General features: G+C 59.1%; 14 protein-coding genes and 2 pseudogenes. 4 read left to right on the top strand and 12 right to left on the bottom strand.

The features are described 5' to 3' along the window. Nucleotides 1–891: 891 nt before the first annotated feature. The 7 genes and pseudogenes from AC3WVQ_RS35515 to traC form a co-directional block, all read right to left on the bottom strand. On the bottom strand, nt 892–1341 hold the full coding sequence (locus AC3WVQ_RS35515) for a carboxymuconolactone decarboxylase family protein (RefSeq protein WP_018858524.1): 450 nt from the start codon (nt 1339–1341) through the stop codon (nt 892–894). Nucleotides 1342–1434: 93 nt separating this feature from the next. Then, nucleotides 1435–2058: an RrF2 family transcriptional regulator gene (locus AC3WVQ_RS35510; RefSeq protein WP_018858523.1), complete on the bottom strand. Its 624-nt coding sequence runs from the start codon at nt 2056–2058 to the stop codon at nt 1435–1437. Between the two features lie 458 nt (nt 2059–2516). Further along, a pseudogene (locus AC3WVQ_RS35505) lies at nt 2517–3564 on the bottom strand (IS110 family RNA-guided transposase). A 259-nt stretch (nt 3565–3823) separates the two neighbouring features. After that, nucleotides 3824–4282, bottom strand: coding sequence for a thermonuclease family protein (locus AC3WVQ_RS35500; protein WP_492383558.1), 459 nt, complete (start codon nt 4280–4282; stop codon nt 3824–3826). A 9-nt stretch (nt 4283–4291) separates the two neighbouring features. Beyond that, nucleotides 4292–6208 carry a Ti-type conjugative transfer system protein TraG gene (traG, locus tag AC3WVQ_RS35495; protein WP_492383557.1) on the bottom strand — a complete coding sequence of 639 codons (1917 nt, stop codon included), beginning with the start codon at nt 6206–6208 and terminating at the stop codon, nt 4292–4294. Further along, the gene (gene traD, locus AC3WVQ_RS35490) at nt 6195–6410 is read right to left on the bottom strand and encodes a type IV conjugative transfer system coupling protein TraD (RefSeq protein ID WP_029742456.1); all 216 of its coding nucleotides are present in this window, start codon (nt 6408–6410) and stop codon (nt 6195–6197) included. Before traD ends, traG begins: the two co-directional genes overlap by 14 nt. Nucleotides 6411–6414: 4 nt before the next feature. Continuing rightward, entirely contained in the window at nt 6415–6711 is a 297-nt protein-coding gene (gene traC / locus AC3WVQ_RS35485; protein WP_029742457.1) for a conjugal transfer protein TraC, read from the bottom strand. Nucleotides 6712–6963: 252 nt separating this feature from the next. On the opposite strand from traC, the gene traA reads away from it, so the two are divergent. The 4 genes from traA to AC3WVQ_RS35465 are packed head-to-tail and all read left to right on the top strand — an operon-like array spanning nt 6964 to nt 12610. After that, entirely contained in the window at nt 6964–10275 is a 3312-nt protein-coding gene (traA, locus tag AC3WVQ_RS35480) for a Ti-type conjugative transfer relaxase TraA (RefSeq protein ID WP_457579584.1), read from the top strand. Next, nucleotides 10272–10838, top strand: coding sequence for a conjugative transfer signal peptidase TraF (gene traF, locus AC3WVQ_RS35475; RefSeq protein WP_082566384.1), 567 nt, complete (start codon nt 10272–10274; stop codon nt 10836–10838). The genes traA and traF overlap by 4 nt, the downstream gene beginning before the upstream one ends. Beyond that, entirely contained in the window at nt 10828–11994 is a 1167-nt protein-coding gene (locus AC3WVQ_RS35470; RefSeq protein WP_492383556.1) for a conjugal transfer protein TraB, read from the top strand. Before traF ends, AC3WVQ_RS35470 begins: the two co-directional genes overlap by 11 nt. Nucleotides 11995–12007: 13 nt before the next feature. Further along, nucleotides 12008–12610, top strand: coding sequence for a TraH family protein (locus AC3WVQ_RS35465; protein ID WP_457579586.1), 603 nt, complete (start codon nt 12008–12010; stop codon nt 12608–12610). A gap of 23 nt (nt 12611–12633) precedes the next feature. On the opposite strand, the gene AC3WVQ_RS35460 is transcribed toward AC3WVQ_RS35465, so the two are convergent. The 5 genes and pseudogenes from AC3WVQ_RS35460 to AC3WVQ_RS35440 form a co-directional block, all read right to left on the bottom strand. Next, entirely contained in the window at nt 12634–13722 is a 1089-nt protein-coding gene (locus AC3WVQ_RS35460) for a nucleotidyltransferase family protein (protein WP_492383555.1), read from the bottom strand. Between the two features lie 457 nt (nt 13723–14179). Then, nucleotides 14180–14515: pseudogene (locus AC3WVQ_RS35455) on the bottom strand (TrbI/VirB10 family protein); the annotation flags it as partial. Further along, nucleotides 14514–15077 carry a ubiquinol-cytochrome c reductase iron-sulfur subunit gene (gene petA / locus AC3WVQ_RS35450; protein WP_192358537.1) on the bottom strand — a complete coding sequence of 188 codons (564 nt, stop codon included), beginning with the start codon at nt 15075–15077 and terminating at the stop codon, nt 14514–14516. The gene petA and the pseudogene AC3WVQ_RS35455, both read right to left, overlap by 2 nt. Before the next feature lie 452 nt (nt 15078–15529). Further along, nucleotides 15530–15808 carry a hypothetical protein gene (locus tag AC3WVQ_RS35445; protein WP_246812655.1) on the bottom strand — a complete coding sequence of 93 codons (279 nt, stop codon included), beginning with the start codon at nt 15806–15808 and terminating at the stop codon, nt 15530–15532. Nucleotides 15809–15819: 11 nt separating this feature from the next. Then, nucleotides 15820–16119: a DUF982 domain-containing protein gene (locus AC3WVQ_RS35440; protein WP_192358506.1), complete on the bottom strand. Its 300-nt coding sequence runs from the start codon at nt 16117–16119 to the stop codon at nt 15820–15822. Nucleotides 16120–16184 lie beyond the last annotated feature (65 nt).

Below are 16184 nucleotides of genomic sequence, written 5' to 3'. Positions count from 1 at the left end.
TTTTCCCTCTTGGCGGTCAAAGACCGGTTTGACGGCCATTATCCGCCAAGAGATAGAACACGATTCTCCTGAACCGTCCAGAATTATAGGGTTAACAAAGCTTTAACGTCGATTGTGACGACTCGGTGACCAAACCCGCGCTAGTCGTTGGAATCGCGTGGGTTTTTCCCAAACGCAACGCTCCCGGCGGCTGAAATTGCGCACACATTTGTTAAGCTCGACGCCGTCAGTTGCAGGGCAATCACCGTTGCGTTGTCCCCCTGTCACCCGAATCAGTGTCGGCAATGCGACAGGAATTATCGCCCGCTGCCTACAGCCTGTGTCTGTGTCTGTGTCTGTGCATGTGATTGCCGGATCGGGAGAGACGATCTTCCCCGCCGAACCTCATCCCCTGGACTAAATGCAACGAAGTCTCCAGAGCGTTTTCACCCTCGAACGGTTTCCAGTCCTAGCCTTCTCCGACGTTCGTCCGTGCTTGGTCGGACGCAGCTATTGTCCCCGAGTTTCAGTAACGCGCGTCAAAGGAAGCATTTTGCCCGCACGCGTGAATGCTCGAGAGTGCGCTGCCAACGCGAGGGCTTCACGTGCCTGATTGGTGGAACGCTACGGTCGGGGGCAGTCGATCCCGCTTTCCCTTCGGGCCACTATGTTAAAGCTCCTGCGGCGGCCCTTTTCCCGCCCTTCGCGTGACGCGAATTCCCGCTTTCCCGCTGAAGCGGCGCTTCTCTAATCGGCGGGGTAACGTCAAGCACATTCCCGCCGATCCCAAGCCGACGGGACGCATCGTCCGCAGTCGGCCCTAAGCGGTCGTGACACGCCTGAAATGATTGCAAGACTGCTGGGACCGAGTTCGGCGGACGGAGTGGAGATGCCCCGCCCGCCTTGGTTGGCTCAGGCCGCCTTGGCCGACACCGGGAGACGGAAAGGGGCACCCAGACGATTGAAAGCGTTCATCGCTGCGATTGTGATCGTCAGATCGACCAGGTCCTTCGGCTCGAAGGCCGAGGCTGCTGCGGCATACGCTTCATCGGATGCGTGCGTTTCGCTGACCCGGGTCACTTCTTCGGCCCAAGCCAAGGCTGCGCGTTGCTGGTCGGTAAACAGATGGGGCACTTCGTCCCAGACCGATACCAGAGCGACCTTGTCGACCGACATGGTCTTGCGAAGATCGCGACCATGCATGTCGATGCAGTGGGCGCAGCCATTGATCTGGGAGACCCGGAGGAAGACGAGGTGGATTAGCTCCTCGGGCAGATTAGTGTTCTTCGTGACGTAGTGGTGGACACCGAACAGCGCCTTTGCGCCCTCGGGAGCTACTTCGTACCAGTTCAGACGGGCCATGGATGGTTCCTTTCCTGTTTCTCATGGTTGCAGTTCTCCCGTCGCCGGCACAGCGGGCCGTCGGCAGGAATTTCCGAATTCTCCGTGGTGTCGTCAGCGTGGAGAGCGGCGTCCTTCTCTCAGCGCCGTGACGCGCGCCGTCTCCCGTGCCGATGTCCGGTCGCGGAACCAGTCCGCGACAAGGTTTTCGAATTCTTCCGGTCTTCCGCCCTGCGCAAGATCGGCAAGGCTCGTCTTGTCGAGTTCAGAACGCATGCGCCGTTCAGCGCGCAGCATGACCGCATGAATGCGACAGACACCATCCACCGACCATGGTGGCGGCGTTCCGCCAAACAGAACACAGCCTCGACGGACCTCCTTGCAATCAAACAGTTTTCGATCGCCCTCGATGGCGTCCACGACCTCAAGCACAGAGATATTCGCTGGCGGCTTGGCCAGTTCGTAGCCGCCGCTGATCCCATCGCTCGATGAGACGATCCCGGCCTTTTCCAGCTTCGGCATGATCTTCGCCAGCATGGCGGTGGGAACGCCCTGCATCTCTGCGAGGTCTCGGCTGCTCGCGCGCTTCGGATGCTCGGAGATGAGCCACAGCAGGGTGTGAAGCCCGTATTCGACCGAGACCCCGAACAGACTCACGCCTTTGCGTCGATCAGGCATCCCGCTATTGGCCGGGTGTTGATCGCCTTCGGCGTCAACTTGCCCCTCATCATTCGACATAACGCCACCTCATCAAGTCCGCATTAGACTTAACGCAACCTAACTCTATCCGTGTTAAAGAGTCAACGGCGAAATTGTCAAACGGTCCCAAGCAGAGTTCGACTGATGAGCCGAATGCAATCGAGAGAAACTCCGGTTTCTGATCTCAGATTCGCGTTGCCCGAAGTCTGCTGTTGGCGCAGAGCAGCCGAAATCGCTGCTCGGCAAACGCCGGCCGGTCATACCTGTACACCACATAGCGTTTGACGTTCGCGGCCCGCGCTTCTCTCCGGGATCGGCACAAAGCCCTCCCATGATGGGGTTCCGTAGATAATGCGGTCCAATCTATGCTGCATCCTGATGAAAATTCATCGGAATAAACGCCGCCACGAACTCGCATCACCGTCGTCCGCGAAGGACGCCTTCCGCTGCTACGCGGAACTCTGAATTGGCTTCAAGATATTTTCTCGGTCCCTCAGCTAGGCTGCCACCGACGTAGGGGGCTCTATTTTCGTCCAGCGAAACTCTGAACCATCCACCCACATTCGATGCATGACGACCGCGAGACGACGAGCCAATGCCACCTTCGCTTTCTTGCTGCCATGTCGCTTCGCGACATTCATGGCCCAAGCCTTCAGCCAGCACCATTTCACTACGCGGGTCATCATTGATTGGGCGGCTTCATAAAGAAGCCGTCGCAATCATGGCATCGCCGCGAAGTGAGACATGCCCAACCCGGCTCACCTCGCCCGATTGGTTGAGTACAGGCGTCAAGCCAAGTACCGCTCCCACCGAACGTGAATGCCGGAAGCGCGTCGGGATGTCGACAGTCGCGACGTAGGCGAGCGAGACGACAGCGCCGACCCCAGGCACAGTCATCAAGCGCCTGCAAACGTCGTCATTTTTTGCCTCGCTGCGAACCCGCTTCTCGAGTTTGGCAAGACCCTCTCGCAATTTGCGCCGGCCGTCGAGCAGAGGCTGCATGATCTCTACCAGTTCAGCATCATTTTCTACGAGTTCCAGAATCCTCCGCTCGAAGGTGCCGCCAGAGGTCTGGCCGACCTTCAGTCCAAAATTGCGCAGAAGGCCGCGCATCTCGTTCTCAAGATCGATCGCCTTTTCCTGCAGCAAAGAGCGTGCTGTCAGCAACGCGCGGCGCTTTTGACTCCCAAGCGTCTTCACATGCACATCCTTGAACAAGCCGACGCGCATCATATTGGCGATGCCCCTCGCGTCGTTCCGGTCACTTTTGTTTTGCTGGAGTGCTTCAAGAAAGGCTTTGGTATGGCGAGTCTCGATGCAGACGACCGGGAAGCCTGCTTTAGCCAATCCGTCGAATAACCATTGCGATAATGGACCGGCCTCCAAACCGATCCTGTCCAGGTTTAGCGCCGGATCGTTCAAAATAGCGACGAGGTCATCCGGGTGTGACGCGACCTTTCGTTCTCGGCAGAGTTTCCCGTTCTCATCGACAATGCAAACACTCGTCTCCTTGATGGAGACATCGAGACCGACATAATGTTTCATGGATGCGCTCCTCTCTCTGATGATAAAATGTGGCTGCGTCATACTGACCGCGTTTTATCATCAGCCACCGTCCGATGCTTCCCGTTCTCCGATCGGCCAGCTTGAGGCACAGAGCCGATTAGCCCAGCTATGCTAACCCTCCTGCGGCGACCCTTTTAACCGGTCAAGCGGCGCGCGAATTGGCGCCGGACGCAGGATGCGTCCTCTGCCTGATACGCTCATTGCCTCAAGAGTGGCGGGGCGAAAGCCGCGACAGGTCTCATCGCCTTCGGCTGCGGCAGTTGCACCAGCTCCGACGCTGTCCCTCCCAGCTGCGCGCCAGGCCCTCGGATATCATGATTTCGCCGAGCGATGATCCGTTGCGCAGCACTGTCCGCAGCTTCCGGCCGTTGCGATCTGCATCGCGCAAGCCGCTGGTGAGCGAAAATTCCCCGGCATTTAGGAGCACGAGCAGACGGTACTTTGCGGCTTCACCGAGCTCTGCTTCGCGCACGCAACGCGGCGGACTGAGCTCCGGTGTGTCGATGTCGGCGATGCGGATTTTTTGACCGCGAAACCAGAAGGTGTCCCCATCTACGACGCAATTGACGCGCGGGGCGCTGGAGCAGATCGAAAACTGTGCCGAAAGGCTGTCACGCGCCGCGGCATGCGAGACTGCCGGCCCAGCCATACAGAGCAGCGTGCCCGCGATGGCCAACGAGCCTTTGAGAAAATTCATGCTTGCTTCCTATTTCATTTTTTCGAATCTGTTTTCCGCTACGCAACTTTTCATGTCTGCACGGCGAAACCAAATCGCTCGGCCGCAGCGAAGCGGCGGATTGCCAGCAGTAAATACGATCTGCTCGTCGGCTCGCATTTGCAGCACTTCGTGCGGCTGGATCAATGGTCTTGCCGCGAGTTGCTTCGAACGTGTCCGCGAGGATCCCCGTGACTGGAAACTGCGGCTCACCTGATCGATCTCGACAGTCGTCATTCCGCATCGCCGGGAAATGTAGTCGGCGGTTTCAGGATCGTTGATGGCAGCGAAACTGATCCAGCTTACACTTTCGAACCACTTGCTTGCCGCGTCGCGCCCGCCATAAGCTTCTCGCATCTGACCAATCGACTGATAGATCATCATGAGCGTGATACCGTACTTGCGACCGGCGTCCCTTGCCGTTTCAAGAACGCGCATGTAACCGAGCCGGGACACCTCGTCGAGAAGGAACAAGGTGCGACCGTTCATCTCCCCATTGCGATTGTAGATCGCGTTGAGCAACGCGCCGATGATGACACGGGCAAGACCGGAGTGGCCTTCCAATGTTTTCAGATCCACGTTGATGAAAACGTCCGCGTGTCCGGTGGCAATCTCTCCGGTTGAGAACGTCGAGCCGGATACAAGTGCGGCGTAGTTTGAGTAGGACAGCCAATGCGTTTCCCTAACCGCGTTTGCATAGACGCCCGAAAAAGTCTCCGGCGTCATGTTCACGAAGGCCGCAACGTTCTCCTTCACGAAGTCGGAATCCGAATTGTCATAGATTGTTTGCAACCGCTCGCGAAGCTTCGGCTCCGGTTCGGAGAGGTTCTTGCGTACCTGACGCAAAGTTTGATCCGCTTTGTCAGTGCGTCCCGACAGGCACACATCGGCGATCAGAGCCGTCAACAACTGTAGCGCTGACGCGCGAAAGAAGTCATCGCGCACGCCACGTACACCACCGCTTTCGCTCATGATCCACGAAGCGACCGACGCAATATCCTCTTCCTTCGTTCCACCAAACCGACCGACCCAATCCAACGCGTTGAATCCTGTCTCCGGGGCCATTGGATCGAGGACGAAGACGTCCCGGTCGGCGTCTCGCCTATGCTTCGAGACCATTGGCGCTACTTCTTTCGACGGATCAAGGATGACTACCGAGCCACCCCATTTGAGTGCCGTCGGGATCGTCACTGACGTCGTCTTGAAGCCGCCGGATCCGGCGAATACGATCCCGTGTGAGGAGCCGAATGACCCGTCGAAGCAAAGGAGCGGCGATTTGCCACCGGCACCCCAGGTGTCGGGACTATCCGCGCGAAACGGCTGTGCTGCAGTGCTATCCTTATCGACCCGGTAAAGCTCTCCGACAACGATTCCTCCGGATTCGGGAAAAAGCCTTGCGGCCGATGCGAGCTTCATCCAGTCCGCTTCTCCATGAAGTGCCCGTCTTCCGTTGACACGCTTCGGTTCTGGACGCGCAAAAGCGGCGTTGCCGATCAACACGACCCTCAAAGCGAAAGACGCCGCCATCAGCGCGACCGCAGCGCCGAGCACTGTTGCGGGGTCAAGAGAGGCCGCCAGGTTCTTGCCTGCCGGCATCTTCCCCGCAAACGCGGCAAGACGTACCACTTCACGCAACGCAGCGATCAGGATTGTTGCACCGCTCCCGGCAACGACACCCCAGCCGGAAAAGCGGACACTTGCCGACCCAGCAGACGCGAATAGGAAGACGACACCCACCGCCGACGCTGCAATATACGGCGCAGAAATTCCAACGCGACCAAGAGCGACCTTTGCCGCTTCCGTGTTTCCGAAGCCTTGAAGCCAAGTCTCCATTCCGGTCGTGACAAAGATGGCGGTCACCATGAGTGCGACCGGTGCGACGACCAACAGGGTCCTAGTCGCCGTCATTGCTGAAGGCCTCCGCACCGATAGCGATCAGCCTGGTTCGCTCGCCTTCATCGTATTTGAGGCGGCGAGCGAGTTCGATGAGCGCGCCCAGGATAAGCGCGCGCTTCTCGTATCGCAGACCTGCTTTGACGATCAGGTCGCCAAGTTCGATCTTGTCGCGCGTGTCCTTTTCGCGCGCCTTTGAAGTCGTAGTGCGGCGCATGCGCTCAAGCCTCGTGACCGCTCCCCGAAGTCGCGCCAGCCGAGACCGTCGCACTTTCCGTCGTGGCCGCGACGCCAACCCCTGCCCGCCCCTTTCCGTTCGATCCGACTTTGCCTCCGCGAAAGTGTTTGGCCATATCCTCGAAGGCCTTCTGAAGATCCGCCTCATCGATCTCGATTTCACCGAGTCCGGCCTTGAGTGCGATGCGACCGATCCGTTCGGCTTCACGCGTCTCGGCGTGCTTCAGCTGTTCCTGAAGCTTGGCGATTTCTTCGCGGATCCTGGAGGAGGGCTTCTTCATTTACGGTTGTCCCTGTCTGATGTCGTTTGGATTGAACAGCATCAGGTTCCTTCAGATCGGCGTGCCGATCCACTAACAGAAGTGCGAGTTGGCGCAGCCAAAGCCTTTGATCATGATCCCGGCCGTTCCGAAGGAGCGGATCCGAAGGGCGCAATTATACGTCGCTGACGCGACGCTTGCTTTTTGGCCCAGCGGGGCCGCCGCTCACGACGAATGTATTGAATTCGCTCGATCACAGGAACTTTCGTAGCGATGGCCGCTCCGCATTTTTCCGTCAGTATCGTCGCACGCGGCTCCGGCCGAAGTGCGGTGCTGTCGGCGGCCTACCGGCACTGCGCGAAGATGGACTACAAGCGTGAGGCCCGTACGATCGACTACACCCGCAAGCAGGGACTTCTGCATGAGGAGTTCGTCATCCCCGCTGATGCGCCGGAATGGCTGCAATCGATGATTGCCTATCATTCGGTATCCGGCGCCTCGGAAGCCTTCTGGAACAAGGTCGAGGATTTCGAGAAACGCTCGGACGCCCAGCTTGCCAAGGACGTGACCATCGCCCTGCCGATCGAACTTTCGGCCGCGCAGAACATCGAGCTCGTGCGGGATTTTGTTGCAAGACATATTACGGGTCAGGGCATGGTGGCGGACTGGGTCTTCCACGACGCGCCCGGCAATCCGCATATCCATCTTATGACGACATTGCGGCCCCTGACCGAAGATGGGTTCGGTTCGAAGAAGGTTGCTGTCACAGGTCCGGACGGCAAACCGCTTCGTAATGATGCTGGCAAGATCGTCTACCAGCTTTGGGCCGGAAGCCTCAACGACTTCATTGTATTTCGAGATGGCTGGTTCGCCTGCCAAAACAGGCATCTTGCGCTCGCCGGCCTCGACTTGCGCGTCGATGGCCGCTCCTTCGAGAAGCAGGGTATTGCGCTCATGCCCGCAATCCATCTCGGCGTCGGCACCAAGGCCATGGAGCGGAAAGCGACTGGTTGCGGAGAGGTGGCAGCGCTCGAACGGTTGGAGCTCCAGGCGGAACGTCGCGCCGAGAATGCGCGTCGGATCCAGAGAAATCCTGGTATCGTGCTCGACCTGCTCACCCGTGAGAAGAGCGTTTTCGACAGCCAAGACATCGCGAAGATCTTGCATCGCTATATCGACGACGCCGGCCACTTCCAGAACCTGATGGCGCGCATTCTGGAGAGCCCGGAGACGCTGCGGCTGAATCTCGAGAGGATCGACTTTGCGACGGGTTTGCGCGCCCCGGCGAAATACACCACCCGCGAGCTGATCCGGCTGGAAGCCGGGATGGCCAATCGCGCGATCTGGCTGTCGCAGCGGTCCTCGCATGAAGTTCGCCGGCCAGTGCTCGACGCGACATTTGCACGTCATGACCGGTTATCAGACGAACAGAAAACGGCGATCGAGCATGTCGTGGGTAAGGCACGCATCGCTCTTGTCATCGGCCGCGCCGGTGCGGGCAAGACGACTATGATGAAGGCGGCGCGGGAGGCGTGGGAAGCCGCCGGTTATCGTGTCGTCGGCGGCGCACTTGCCGGTAAGGCGACCGAAGGTCTGGAGAAGGAAGCGGGCATTGCCTCGCGCACGCTTGCGTCCTGGGAAATGTGCTGGGGCAAGGGTCGCGAGCAACTCGACGACCGTTGCGTTTTCGTTCTCGACGAGGCGGGCATGGTCTCATCGCGGCAGATGGCGCTGTTTGTCGAAGCCGTCACCAGTTCCGGTGCCAAGCTCGTTCTTGTCGGCGATCCGGAGCAATTGCAGCCGATCGAAGCGGGCGCCGCCTTCCGGGCCATCGCGGATCGGATCGGTTATGCCGAGCTCGAAATCATCTACCGCCAGCGCGAGCAGTGGATGCGCGATGCATCGCTCGATCTGGCGCGTAGCAATGTCGGCAAGGCGGTCGAAGCCTATCGCGCCAACGGCAGGATGATCGGCGCAGAACTGAAGTCGGAGGCAGTCGCAGCTCTCATTGCCGACTGGAACCGCGACTTCGATCCTGCGAAGTCTTCCCTGATCCTCGCTCATCTACGGCGCGACGTCCGGATGTTGAACGAATTGGCGCGGGCCAAGCTCATACAGCGCGGCATCATTGAGTCGGGTGCGACATTCAAGACAGCAGACGGCGATCGCAGTTTCGCAGCGGGCGACCAGATCGTCTTCCTGAAGAACGAGGGATCGCTGGGCGTCAAGAATGGCATGCTGGCCAAAGTCGCCGATGCGGCTCCCGGTCGCATCGTTGCGGAGATTGGCGACGGCAAGGATCGCCGCCAGATCTCGGTGGATCAGCGCTTCTACAGCAATGTCGATCACGGCTACGCGACCACCATTCACAAGAGCCAGGGTGCCACGGTCGACCGGGTGAAAGTACTCGCTTCCCTCTCGCTGGATCGTCATCTGACCTATGTGGCGATGACGCGCCATCGCGAGGATCTCGGCGTCTATTACGGCCGTCGTTCTTTTGCGAAGGCCGGCGGCCTGATCGCGATCCTGTCTCGCAAGAATTCGAAGGAAACCACACTCGACTATGCGAACGGCAGCTTCTACCGCCAGGCCCTCCTTTTTGCCGAAGCTCGGGGATTCCATCTCGTCAATGTCGCGCGCACTTTAGCGCGAGACCGGCTCGTTTGGGTTGTCCGGCAGAAGCAGCGGCTCGTTGAGCTCGGCGCTCAACTGTCTGCCCTCGGCAAAGCTTTGGGCCTGTCCCCAATCAAGAAATCATCCGAAACAGCGAGCGCCATCAACGAGGCAAAGCCCATGGTGTCAGGAATTAAGGTATTTCCAAAATCGCTTGAGCAGACGGTAGAGGATAGGCTTGCAGCCGATCCCGGTCTGAAGAAGCAGTGGGAGGAAGTCTCATCTCGCTTCCACGTTGTCTACGCGGAGCCGGAAGCCGCATTCAAAGCGATCAATGTCGACGCCATCCTTGCGGACGAAGCTGCCGCGAAGTCCGCGATCGCGAAGATCAACACGGAACCGGAAAGTTTTGGTGCGCTCAAGGGCAAGACAGGCATGTTCGTGAGCAGCGCCCACAAGCAAGATCGAGAAAAGGCGACTCTGAATGCCCCCGCTCTCGCGCGCAATCTGGAACGCTACCTGCGCCACCGCGCGGTGGCCGAGCGCAAGCACGAGACGGAGGAACGGTCGATCCGCGCAAAGTTCTCGATCGACATTCCCGCCCTCTCGCCGTCTGCCAAGCAGACACTCGAACGGGTTCGAGATGCGATCGATCGGAATGATCTCCCGGCGGGTCTGGAGTTTGCGCTTGCCGAGGGACAAGTGAAGGCGGAACTCGAGGGTTTTACCAGGGCGGTGTCCGAGCGGTTTGGCGAACGGACCTTCCTCACACTGGCTGCGAAAGAGCCGAACGGCGAGACGTTCCAGAGGCTGACGTCGGATATGAACCCATCGCAGAAGGGCGAGGTCCAATCTGCTTGGAACGCCATGCGGACCGCTCAGCAGCTCGCCGCGCATGAGCACACCATGACTGCCTTGAAACAGTCAGAGACATCTCGTCAAACGAAGAGCCAGGGGCTCTCACTGAAATGATCCTTGCTCTATTTGGACATTCGGGTCGGCCATCACGCGCAAGCGTCCGGTCGAGGAGTTTTCTGGTCGTCACCCTGGCAATTCCGATCATTGTCGGCTTGGGCGGGCTCCTCGGTTATCGTGTGAACCTGACACCAAGCGAGCCCTTGGGCGTCTGGCGTATCAGGCCGCTCGAGCGGCCGGCAGCCCGCGGCGATCTCGTCTTCATCTGCCCTCCGCAGGCGAGGTCTATGGAGATCGCGCGCCAGCGCGGTTATCTGAGGGCGGGACTTTGCCCAGGCGGTTACGCTCCGCTTATCAAGACGATCGTGGCCTTGCCAGGCCAATACGTTCAGATCGGTCACAACGTCACCATCGACGGTATTCCCGTGTTGAGCTCCACGCTTTCATCGAAGGACGGGGGAGGCCGACGATTGACAGCTTTCAGTGGCGGCAGCGTGCCGTCGGGCACCGTGTTCCTGCACTCTGGTTTCCGGGGCTCCTTCGATTCTCGCTACTTCGGCCCGGTGCCGGCGTCGGGCATCCTCGGTTTGGCAGAGGAGGTTATCACTTATGCCCCATAATTGGTTCCGACCTCTCCTGCAGGTCATCAGTGCTGCGGCCGTCGGATGGGTTGGCTGGAGCGGTGAAGTGCTGCTGCTGCCGGTCTCGGCATTATTTCCCGCACTCTGGTCCACGGCGGAAAACAGAGCGCAGGCCGCGCTGGTTTCCACCGCTTACTTTCTGTCGGCGTCGCGTGGCTTGCCGCAAGGCGTCGCAACGTTTTACGCGTCCGACCTCTGGCCCGGATTGATACTGTGGTTGATCGCCTCGAGCGCCTTCGTCGTCGTCCATACGTCCTGTTGGACCGGAAGAAGTGGTTGGCGGCGCGGGATTTTCTATCTCGGCGCATCCGTCCTCATGGCGGTCCCACCATTTGGAATTCTTGGCTGGGCGCACCCGATCACCGCCGCAGGCGTCGTGTTCCCGGGATGGGGTTGGTGGGGACTGGCGCTGATGGCAGCCGGCCTCGCCGTCATGACGACTTGGCTTCGGCCGGCTGCAGCCATAGCCTTGATGAGCTTCTGGCTCTGGTCCGCCGCTGAGTGGACGACGCAGAGTTTACTTTCGGGTTGGCATGGTGTCGATCTTGATTTCGGCGCCTCCCTCGGTCGCGTGAGCAATCTTGACCGCCACCGTGCTCTTGCAGCAACGGTCCGGGCAGCAAACCAAGGCCAAGGTTCGGTTGTCGTTCTTCCCGAGAGCGCGCTCGGTTTCTGGACGCCGACGGTCGAACGCCTCTGGAACCATGAGCTGAATGAAACCGGTCTCATCGTGCTCGCTGGCGCAGCGGTCTTGAATGACGATGGATACGACAACGTCTTGGTGTCGATTTCCGAAAAGGGTGGTGAAGTCGCTTATCGTGAGCGAATGCCGGTTCCCGGTTCCATGTGGCAGCCGTGGCGGGCCTGGACAGGGGGAGACGGTGGCGCCAAAGCACATTTCTTTGGCGATTCCGCCGCCTTCGTTGGCAATACTCGCATCGCTCCCCTGATTTGCTACGAATTGCTTGTCGCCTGGCCGGTCCTGCAATCGATGCTCCGTGATCCCGACGCCATCGTCGCCGTCGGCAATGGGTGGTGGACGGCTGGAACCTCAATCGTCGACATTCAACGCGCCAGCGCTCAGGCCTGGGCACGGCTCTTCGACAAACCTCTCGTCATTTCCTTCAATACCTGAACCGGGAGATCGCATGATGGACATTGCGTTGATCAAAGAATGTGCCGACCCCTCACTCAGGCCGGCGATCGTAGAGAAGTTCGTTGAGGCAGCCGGCTCGCCCGATCCGCTTACCATTACCGTGAATTCGGGCGGGCGATTGATCCTCGTGCCGAAGGCGACAACAGCGGACAGCGCAATGGAGATCATTCGGCAGAATGTAGGGCGCGCAGTCGTTCGCGTGGGCCTAACGCAGTTTCCGGCAGGAGTAGTCTTGAAAGAGGCGTACGAACTGAAATCCGACCTCGTCGAACCATGTGCGAACCTGCGAATGGGCACGCTGATGTTTGCGAAGATCCTGCGGATCGTTGCCAAATGGTACGGCAATCCGAGGAGCGATGACGTCTTTCCGCAGATTTTCGAGGATGCGGTCTATGCCTGGAAGACGGGAGAGTTCGAAGGCGTAAGCGTGTTCGAGGCGGAGGACCCGGGAGGTTCAATCGAAATGCCGAAGCAAAGCAAAGCGCATTCTATCGATGATGAGGAAGCAGCAATGACTATACCCGCGAACGGGACGAATGAGGATCTTGGACGCGCTGGAATTCGCATTGACCTGTCCCGCATCGGCGGAAATTGACATTCATCCCGTTCCCTGTGTCGTCAGAATGGCATTGTGATATCTTCGCCGATCTGGATGGCGCCGTACGTGAGACAGTCCCTAAGGCGGTCCAATCCCTCTTCCCTCATCATGCCAGCTGCGGCGCGAATGGCTTCCTGCCATTGCGGACCGCGTTCCCACGCCTCGTTGTATACGAGGGCTAGGTCGGATGCCCTCCTCGTCTGCTGCAGGGCCTCGAACAGAAGTTCGGCCTGTCGGATATCCTTGTCCCGCTTCGCAGCCCCCTGCACGTTGTTGTGTCGGCGGCTGGCGACGATGAGCTTATGGACGGCATACCGCTCGGGGGCTGGGACAGTCACAGGGACACCGGACTTGTGAAGCAGCATTGTCCGCACCGGATCGCGGATCAGGAAATCGAGAAAACGCAGCGGATCGGCACGAGCTCCACCCAGAGCTGGCATCTTAGCGGGCGGGTCGAGGTAATCGTCTGAGCCGCGGTTCGATGTCAGAAACTCGACTCTGTAGCCGTTGGCGGTTCGGAAAGCGGACGAGGACGCGGCGCCCGATCGATGGGGCACCGGGATGAAGGTGGGATCCAATGACTGCAGCAGTTCGAGCATCGGCGGCAGGGTGTCTTCAACCTCACGAGAGATGGCGTAGTCCTGTGCGATGTCCGCATCGCCTGTGAGGAGCGCGGCCATCGGCAGGCGAACACCGAGGATTCCGGCGTAAGTCTGAAAAGCTACCGTGCCGATGAGAACGCCCCGCAGCCGAAATAGGCCTGCAGCCGACAGCGCCTCGACGATATCGCCCGTCATTGAAACCGGAGCGATCATGCCTCCTTCGCGGGTCAGCGACGCCACCATGCGCCTGCGGGCGCGAAGGTCGTCTTTCTCACGCTTGTGGGTTTCGACGCGCTTTGCGATGTCCGGATCGTCCGCAGGACCAACGTAGCGGCGTGTCCTGCCCCCAGTTCCATCAGGGATATCGAAGTACCAGTAGCGGCGATCTTTCACTGTGACCGGCGTGAACCTGCCCTCAGGGGGGAAGTCGGCCGTCCATGCGGCGTCGAGCGAGCGTTGGCCGAGTTCGGCCAGCATGGTCTGGTACATGAGGTCGATTTGCTTCATTGGCGGGCTTTTTTCCTCGGATTTCTGCATCTCGATTGCGTAGCAGGATAGGCAAGCCGCTTGTCGCCGAGCGGCTCTCTCTTCGGGAGGATCTCGGCTTATTTTTCACCGGACTCAGCTGCCCGTGTCGCATTCCTCGACGTTATACCGTTTATCAAAAAAGGTATAACTGGATCGGAATCGAGGGTTAAGGATAGGACTGATGTTCGTCGAAAAAATCAACGTTATACCTTTCCACAAAAAAGGCATAACCCTTCGTCCAAACACCCAAGACCGTTGGCGCACTGTGGCGTTTGAGTCCAAAGCGCGATTCAGATACTTGATATTAGTGATTGTCGAAGGCGCCAAATAAAAGCGCAACAATGCACGGAAATAGCGAGCCGCTAACCGTGCGCCGTCGCTCAACCTGCGGAAATCGATCAACAACCGACGAGGTTCGTCTAATGGCCGTGCTCAGCTAGCCCTTGTAATGGGATGGGAAGATAATGTCCTGGTCAACGAGAACGTTGAACCTGTAGCCCGGCCTGATCCGGATTGTCGGCTGCACGTTGAGATTCTTGGAGATCGTCTGCTCGGCGACGCGTCCGAAGGTTTCTGCGAAATTCCTGCGCGCTGCGTCCGAGGCGCTATCCTGTGTCGCAAGGGTCGAGCTTTCCGGCATTGAAGCATCGATCCCGGTGCCGATGAGCGCAATAAGCGCCGCCGATCCGAATGTTCGCCAGAGGTGCCGGTCGACCCGGTCTCTAAAGCCGCCATAGCCCTCGGCATCTGTGCCGGCCATGCCGCCGATCTTATCCGATCCGGAGAACAGATTCGGAGATGAACTCGAAGCGGGGGATCGCGAGGTTCTCCGGTGCGGGCCCCTTGCGGACGCGACCGGCAGTATCATAGTGCGATCCGTGGCACGGGCAGAACCAGCCTCCGAAGTCACCCGCCTGCCCTAAAGGCACGCAGCCGAGATGCGTGCAAACCCCGATCATCACGATCCACTTCTCCTTCCCCTCCCCGGCAGAGCGGGCAACGGCGGTCGCGTGCTGATCATCGGCAAGGTTGGCATTCCGAGCCAAGGGGTCCTTGAGATCGTCAAGCGCGGTCGCCCTTGCCGCCTCGATCTCCTTTTGGCTGCGGTTGCGAATGAAAACCGGGCGACCGCGCCATTTGACGGTCAGTGACATACCCTCGACGAGCGAGGATACGTCCACCTCGATAGAGGCCATCGCGCGCGTCGACGCGTCAGGACGCATCTGATCGATGAATGGCCAGGAGGCGGCCCCAACACCCACTACCCCTGCCATGGCTGTCACCAGAAAGAGAAAATCGCGTCGGGTGGGTTCTCGCGTCTCATCCATAACCATCATCCTGCGGCCCTGCCAAGCCTTGCTCGCCCTGGGGGATAGGGGGGACAAGCAGTTCTCCCGGCAACCTCCGGGGTGCCCAGATGTAAGAATGGCTCACAATTTTACATCGCCATCGTGAATATTGGAACGTCGGAACTCGTGACCCACCCAGTCATTCATTCCGACCAGCCACTCAGCCTCTGGAATCCGCCTGCAAACATATTCCCACGGCGAGACCATCAGCCAGGAGAAGATGCGGCTCAACCGCATCCCAGCCTACCGCTCCTCCAGGGCTAAAAGCGGCCTCCGGAACAACAATGAAAAGCGAAAGCTGGCACCGCGCCGTCTGAAGAAGGCATTCCTTCAATGTGAACTGAATTCCCAGGCCGTATATCTTTTACGGGCCGCCTCAATGAGAACCGCCCGTCGGAAAGCTGGCGAGGCTTTGAAGCAGGCGCCAGATAGCTCCGTCAGATATCGTACCGCGAATCGAGCTCTCGCAGGGCAGACCGAACCTCATCGATTGAAACCGGCTCAGGCGTTCCTGGCATATGACGGAGAGCCGGCCTCGAATCTATCGCGTAAAAGTCCGAAGCCCATGCGGCGAGGATGGTCCGTTTATCATCGACAGAAAGTGCAGGAGCACTCACCACATCCCGTGGACGTCGAAACGGCGACCAGTGAGATGCTAGAACTTCTGGTCCGATGTTCACGGCAGTTGCCGCAATCTGCTTAAACATATCGTCCATCTCGGTTCACCTCAGCTTACGTGCGGATCCCGACTCCACCTCCCATTAGTCGGCATCACGAGGTCGGTTTCCGGCCCCAGCAGATCGTGCTTTTCTGCGAAGGCGGCAAACAAGCCGCGTGCGGTCTCAACTTCGATCTCGCCGCACAAGGCAGCGTGGCATGCTTTGAGCGCAATCGAATGCGGACCATCCCTGAGCGATATCGGCCACTCGATCAGATAGCGGTAAGCGTCCATCACGCTTCTCACTTCCGTCGGAAATCCAAGGCCGACGAGAATACGCACAGGGTTCTCGAACATATCCGGTTTCATAATTCGCTCCTTTCCAACCAGGTGTGCCCATGGGCGCCATCGAAACGGCGCCCATATCCGATGTT

The organism is Ensifer sp. EB106-05-01-XG146 (assembly GCF_058791875.1).
The sequence above is the reverse complement of the archived record's forward strand: the minus strand, read 5'-3'. Positions and strand labels throughout refer to the sequence as shown.